Here is a 5,674-nt window from a genome sequence, read left to right as displayed (position 1 = left end):
TATGGTAGGAGTTCCATTTAAAAAAGAAGCTATACAACAAGCAAAAGAAGTTCTAATAGAAGAGTTTAAAAAGTTAGCTTCGGCTTACCCAATTCCCACATAATCCCAGACAAAATCTCCCAAGCTTTCCCATTCCGGATTGAATTTCATCACAATTCGAGATGTCATTTGGTCTACAAATGCATAAATGGCAGCTTCATCTGATAAGTTTTCCAAAAATCGTAAGTTGGGATTAGATTCTTCAAAATCTCCAAGGATGATCCCTATTTCCCATTTAAAACTATCAGCATACGATTCTTCAGACTTATCCAAATATGCCTTCAGGCAGGTAATTTTTTCTTGCTTATTCATACTCACCTACTTCCCCCCTTCCCGCGCCTTAATCTTAAATAACTTATCCAGCAGGGGTGTTTTTTGGACATTGACGATCCTCTTGATGATGGCACCTTCCTTTTCGAGCGCTACCAAACCAAAATAATCCATAAACCGATCAAAGGTTCTAATTGAATAGCAACTTGCAGCATAATCCTCCACAGTAGTATAACCGGGATTTATTCCTTCGAGCAAAGCGGGAAAAGCTTTCAAATATTTTTCAGCATAGAAAATATCAGAACGTGGCTTTTCTCCATACTTGGACAATAGAATCAAAGTAAATCCAAACCCCAAAGGACCAATCGGCCTTTCATCATATCCATCAAAATAACCCCAATTGAACTTATTCCTAAAAGTATCAAACAGAAGTTTGAATAACTCAAAGTCGTCTTTCAATACCTTCTGACCATTTTTTGTAAGCGATAATTTTCCCAAACGCTTTTTAGCAATTCCCGTCAGCTCAATCAATATCCTCGTCAAGTGAATGGAATTAGAGTCTGTCTCCTTGTAGAGTTTATAATGGGCATCATCAATAAAATCATCTTTGATAAACTCTTGCGCATAAAGCTCAGCCACAATTTTTGTTGGCAAAAATCCCTTAGCTGTGAGTTTTAGGGAACCTGACTTGTCAATGATACTACCCAAGTATTTGACCTGCTGAAGCATCGGAATCTGATCATAACCCTCAGAGCTCAGCTTTTGTAATTGAATAGGACTATTTGTACCAAATGTATCATGCAAGATATTATTCATTTCATAAGGAGAATATCCCTCAAATTCAGGAACAGCGCGCCTGTTTTGTTCTTCCATTAACTTGGCTAACTGCTGATTCAGTTCTTCTAAATCCATCACACTTTTGTTTTTTCTGAAAATAAATATACAACCAACTAAAAAGAAATAACAAGATACTAGGCCTCTATAAATAGCAGTGTAACCCAAACCTGAATTCTAAGACCTAAAATCAACTGTGTTCATCCGTGGTAAAAATAAAACCTGGTCAATCAATTCCCTTTCAACATACAAGAACATCCCGCCAGGGAGGGATCAATCCCGAGATCCGGAACAGGTTATACTCCGGAATATCCAGTATCCAAGAACCAGCAATTTTCTGGATGGCCAGCCCCGATTGAAGTAGATGGTAACAGCTTGTATGCCCAATTTCAAATTGGTGAAATAAACCTGAGAGAGATTTACAAACTTCACCCAGCTACAGCCAAAAGCTTATTTTACACTCAGAGGGGGGGCAGTGCATTCTTGTTGCCAAATATGGTACAATCTTAATTTACCGAAATTGGCACTTTTTAATTACCATTACATTGGCAGAAATAATTCTCTTTTGGTTCTGTTAACGGTATCTATTCTCTACCAAAGAAAATAGAGATCAATTAAGCCTAGAATTATAGCCCCAAACAATAGCAGTCCTATCGATACTAAAAAGCTAATCAAAATTCCTCTAGAACTTAATTCATTTTCCTTTGATACTAAACCAGTGTAGGATACCATTAGGAATAACCAAGCAATAAAGAAAATGATTGTTGAAGCAATCTTTGTAAATAACCCTGCTTCGGTAAACCATGGTAAAATAAAAACAGTGAGCAGCAATAGGATTAAAACAAATGATAAAATGCTTAATTAAAAACGCTTTAGTCTTCCAATTTTTTTCTCCTCACTTTTTTCTATTACATAATCAATATTCATGTTTAGAACTCTATGGTATGGAATTATAAAGCAATCTCCACCTATCATTTTAAACTCAGGTGGTTTGCCTTCCACTTTCTTGTACCTCCCTGTACCTGTCAAATATAAAGTCTCCAGATCTCCTTTAGGGCAAAGGCTATATTGAGTCAAAGCACCTGAAAAAAGAACATTTTTACCCCCTCCATAATCTACCAATACATCCACAATAGTAGAGAACACCTTTCCATTCTTACATTCTTAGATTTTTTAATCTAAATTCTTGGGTATTTAAAATCTCTCCGGTAAAATAATAAAACCACTTGTTTGAAAACCGGAAAACCGCATAATTCAGATCTAACTTGGTTTTTCTAACTAGCTTGTGGGAAAAATGACCCAATATTATCCCTATGGATACAGAGCCTATTAGATATATTGAAGCAAAGTGAAACAACCTGGAGCTTCCATTCGGAAGACTTTTGCTTGAAATACTGTTGTATACTTCGTTGTATACATCAGAGAAACTCCCAAAACCCAAATCACTTGTATGTATTAAAATTTGAATAGTTATTCCTTGAATGATGGCACCCCAAAATAAACTTGTAATCAAGCGATCTGCATATAACCCAGATTGAAATTGCTTATTAAAATGCCCCTGAAAATAAAACCTTTTGAAAAATACGCCAGGAATGATTAGGAAAACAATGTAAACTACAGTCCAAAAAGTAAGCGTATAATCCATGAAAAAATCAATGGTTAAGTGTCAATGTCATCTCTTTTTTTGTAGACAGCTTTATCTTCACCTCCTCCTCACCTGATTTCAATTTTTCGATAGCATCAAAGTATTTTTTCTTATCCTCAGGATTGGCCATAATTTCTTTGACATCCGGGCTCATTACGTCAGTGGTAGTCACAAAGTATGAATGAAACACCTTCACTACTTCTTTCAATATGGGTTTGATAACGCTCATGACAGTATTAAAAATTGAAAATAATATTACACCTTTTTAAATTTAATTACAAAATATTTAACGCAATTGTTTCAATCTGAGATGCCAAAGACTCCAAAAAGAAATCATATTTAGGATATGTTTATTTGAATAATTTAATGAATTTTTTAAATCTGTTTATTTAATAAAGAATTTGAACTAATATCATCTGTGGTTATCTGTCCCGCTTTGGTTAATTCTTTTTTTAAACCCTACACATTCCAAATCAGAACTCTCAATCTGTTATCTTTTAAAATCAACATAATAAAGCTTTAAACTCTTTTTACCTTCTAATCATATCTCCGTAATCCCGAGGGTCGAGACAGGTTCTGCGGGAATATATTGTCCCACTGAACCTGTTCTGTACCGATAAATATCAGCATTGAATGCTGCTGATATTCGCAGATAGCTTCGCTGCGCTCGTGGCGAAACCGTTGCGCTCGCTGCGTGAAACGACCAAAATATATTTTCTAAAAGTATTAAAAACCCAAGTAACCTTGGTTGTCCATTAGAATTGACCAACAATAGGAGTTTGCAAGAAACAAACCTCCTTATAATTCTTATAAAATCATTTAATAATTAAGTTTTTAATAAAGAACAACCCTTGGCTTTTTGTCTCAGTATAATAAACCAATATGAAAAAATTTTACTAGAAAGCCCTGCAGTTCTACAATCGGAATTTTTGATCACAATGAATCTCGCAGGCACCAATTTGGATTGAATAGTGTTTTTTGCGTTTTTAAAGACTGTCGCTGCTAGTGACAGTTTTTTCGTTTTTATAGCAAGCATATTCCCTTTCTGAACCTGAGATTGACCTTTTTGCAGCCCCTTTAAAAATTGGTTAACTTTAATCTAAGCAAACCAACAAGCACTCCAATGGCCAAATCAATTCCACCTCATCTCCGGAAATTCCGCAGCCCAGGCGTTTATGTGGAAGAAGTTTCTCTGGCACCAATGACAATCTCTCCCGTGGAAACTGCCATACCTGCCTTTATCGGATACACACACTTGACAGGAGAAAAGGCCGGGGTTGACTTAATGGCTGTACCCAAAAGGATTTCCTCTATGCAGGAATACACCACTTTTTTTGGCACCGCAGGTAAAGAACAAGGTCTCAGCCTGGAAATCAACCCCAGTAATGCCAATGCGATGCAGGCGAGGCTTGCTAATCCCAAGGCCGGTTTACTGTTTTATAGCCTTCAAGCTTTTTTTGCCAATGGAGGCCGCAGTTGTTTTGTCATTTCGGTGGGAAATTCGGCGCAAGCTCCCAAACTACAGGATTACCAAAATGGCTTAGCGGCCAGCAAAAAAGAAGAACGCATTACCCTTCTTTGTTTCCCGGATGCCGTGGGACTTTTGGAAGAAAAGGATTACTACCAATTGATGGGAGAAGCCATGTTGCAATGCAGTCAGATGCGCAGCCGTTTTTTGCTCATGGATCTGCACAAGCAAGCAGCCGATAACCTGCAAAGCCTGGCTCAGTTTAGAAATGGACTGTGTCAAAGTGAAGGACGAAGCTTTGCAGCTGCTTACTATCCCTACATCATCAGTCAGCTGAACTATACTTTCGAACCGGAAGACGTAGAAGTACACCTTCTAGATCCTAAGGGCCGTCAAAAAACCATAAGCCTTGCAGCGCTGAAAAGCCAAGACGAACGCTTATTTAGAAATGGAATTGCTGAAATCAGAAAAACACTCAGGCCTGTACTTCCTCCTTCTCCTTATGTAGCTGGAGCCTATGCCCTAGTCGATGGGCAACGAGGTGTATGGAAAGCTCCCGCCAATGTTTCCCTGCAAGGCATACAGGCTTTGACAGCCAACATCAACAACCTGGAACAGGAACAGTTTAATGTGGATCCAGTAGAAGGAAAATCGGTCAATGCCATTAGAGAATTTTCTGGCAGAGGCTTTTTGGTGTGGGGCGCACGCACCTTGGCCGGCAATGACAATGAATGGCGTTATGTTCCGGTAAGGAGGTTTGTGATCATGGTAGAAAGCTCACTGAAGGAACCCTTGGAAAGAATAGCTTTTGAAGCAAATAATGCCGATACCTGGACAAAAACCAAGTCTATGACTGAAAACTTCCTCCATGAACTTTGGAGAAATGGGGCAATTCAAGGGACAAAGCCGGATCAGGCATATTTTGTAAGGTGCGGGTTGGGTCAAACCATGACGCAGCAAGATATCAAGGAGGGTCGAATGATACTGGAGTTGGGATTGGCTGCCATGAGACCAGCAGAGTTTGTGATCCTCAGGATTACCCAAAAAATGAATCAGGCTTAGTTAACTTTTTTTGCCACAAAGAAACGAAGGCTCTAAGATTAAAAAAGCGTATTCATTTTCTTTGCGTTCTTTAAAGGCTAAGGGTACTAATCAGCTTAATTGTCAAAAAATCACCTAAAGTGCCTTCCTAAAAATTCTTTGCGATCCTCCCGATTTTCGGGACAAGTTAGGCTTCTTTGCTTCCTCCGCGTGAACCCTTTATCCTACACCCGTAAAGATGTCTCACTGCGTTCGACATGACAAGGTGAGGCTTTTTCCAATCTCTACCTTCTGCGCAATCCCGACAGTCGGGACAGGTTCCGCGTCATTCCGATTCTCGGAACAGGTTCCGCAGAATTAATTTGGCCCGCTGATCA

Annotated in this window: 5 protein-coding genes; 1 reads left to right on the top strand and 4 read right to left on the bottom strand. The window is 38.7% G+C overall.

The window, feature by feature from the left end; genetic code table 11:
* Positions 1–84: 84 nt before the first annotated feature.
* The 4 genes from EA341_RS18965 to EA341_RS18950 all read right to left on the bottom strand — a co-directional run bounded on the left by EA341_RS18965 (position 85) and on the right by EA341_RS18950 (position 3,017).
* Entirely contained in the window at positions 85–351 is a 267-nt protein-coding gene (locus EA341_RS18965; RefSeq protein WP_293016752.1) for a hypothetical protein, read from the bottom strand.
* 6 nt (positions 352–357) lie between these two features.
* Complete coding sequence (locus EA341_RS18960; RefSeq protein ID WP_293016751.1) at positions 358–1,221, bottom strand: hypothetical protein; 864 nt, start codon at positions 1,219–1,221, stop codon at positions 358–360.
* Positions 1,222–2,004: 783 nt separating this feature from the next.
* Positions 2,005–2,289: a hypothetical protein gene (locus tag EA341_RS18955; protein ID WP_293016750.1), complete on the bottom strand. Its 285-nt coding sequence runs from the start codon at positions 2,287–2,289 to the stop codon at positions 2,005–2,007.
* A gap of 506 nt (positions 2,290–2,795) precedes the next feature.
* Entirely contained in the window at positions 2,796–3,017 is a 222-nt protein-coding gene (locus EA341_RS18950) for a hypothetical protein (protein ID WP_293016749.1), read from the bottom strand.
* An 894-nt stretch (positions 3,018–3,911) separates the two neighbouring features.
* Between EA341_RS18950 and EA341_RS18945 the strand changes: the two genes are divergently transcribed.
* Positions 3,912–5,318, top strand: a complete 1,407-nt coding sequence (locus EA341_RS18945) for a phage tail sheath C-terminal domain-containing protein (RefSeq protein ID WP_293016748.1) — start codon at positions 3,912–3,914, stop codon at positions 5,316–5,318.
* Positions 5,319–5,674 lie beyond the last annotated feature (356 nt).

Origin of the sequence: Mongoliibacter sp. (assembly GCF_007692705.1) — a bacterium.
Classification (GTDB): Bacteria; Bacteroidota; Bacteroidia; order Cytophagales; family Cyclobacteriaceae; genus Mongoliibacter.
Note: the sequence above shows the minus strand (reverse complement) of the source record. Positions and strands in the feature narration are given on the sequence as shown.